This is a genomic window from Cellulosilyticum sp. I15G10I2, assembly GCF_900095725.1.
Lineage (GTDB): Bacteria > Bacillota > Clostridia > Lachnospirales > Cellulosilyticaceae > FMMP01.
On record NZ_FMMP01000005.1, the window covers coordinates 1 to 933 of the forward strand.

General features: G+C 37.5%; 1 protein-coding gene. It reads left to right on the top strand.

The window, feature by feature from the left end; translation table 11 throughout:
* A partial coding sequence (locus tag BN3326_RS00065; RefSeq protein WP_069997099.1) for a sugar ABC transporter substrate-binding protein occupies positions 1-879 on the top strand: 879 nt, incomplete at its 5' end.
* Between the last annotated feature and the right edge of the window lie 54 nt (positions 880-933).

Below are 933 nucleotides of genomic sequence, written 5' to 3' on the forward strand. Positions count from 1 at the left end.
AGAGTGGGTATTACAATCCAGTCTCTTGAAAACAGTTACTGGGCAGGTGTATTTGGAGAAGTTGAAAAGCTTATGAAGGATAAAGGATGGGGTTATACAATCCTTGCATGTAATGATAACTCAGCGACACAGATTCAACAAATTGAGAACTTTATTACAAACCAAGTGGATTTAATCATGGTACATCCTTCAGATCCAAATGCTATCGAAGATTACTTAAAACAAGCTAGAGATGCAGGAATTAAAGTTATGAGCTGGGATGATGCAATGACAAATACTGATCTTAACTGGATTCTTGATAATACTAAGCTTGGGTATGCGATTGGTACAGAAGCAGCGAACTTTATCAATGAAAATTACTCAGCAGATAACAAAGCTGAAGTTGCGATCATGAACTATCCTCAAACACCAATCCTTCTTGAAAGAGAAACTGGTATTTTGAGCGCTCTTGAAGAAATTGCAAAAGACAAATACAAAGTAGTTGCACAACAGCCAGCACTTGATGCACAAACAGCTTTAGCAAATATGGAAACAATTCTTCAAGCAAGTCCTAATACTAAAATCGTTTGCTCTATAGGTGCAGGCGGAGACATCGGTGCTAACGAAGCATTTATGACAGTTACAGGCGGAAATATTCCTGCAGATATGGGGATATTCTCAGCAGATGCTACACAACAACAATTAGAAGCTATCGTAAATGGTCAAGCTACTAGAGCATCTGTTGGATTTGAAGGTTCTAACAAGAAAACAGCAGAAGCAGTTGTTGCCCTATATGAAAGATTACTTAATGGCGAAACGTTTGCTGAACAAAACCTAGTTAGACCGCTTACTGCTATCGACGCTTCTAATGCAGCTGATTTCTTAGCAGATTATAAATAATACAAAACATAGTTACTGATTGTAAATATGGAGTTGTCATAGATTTCACATCTT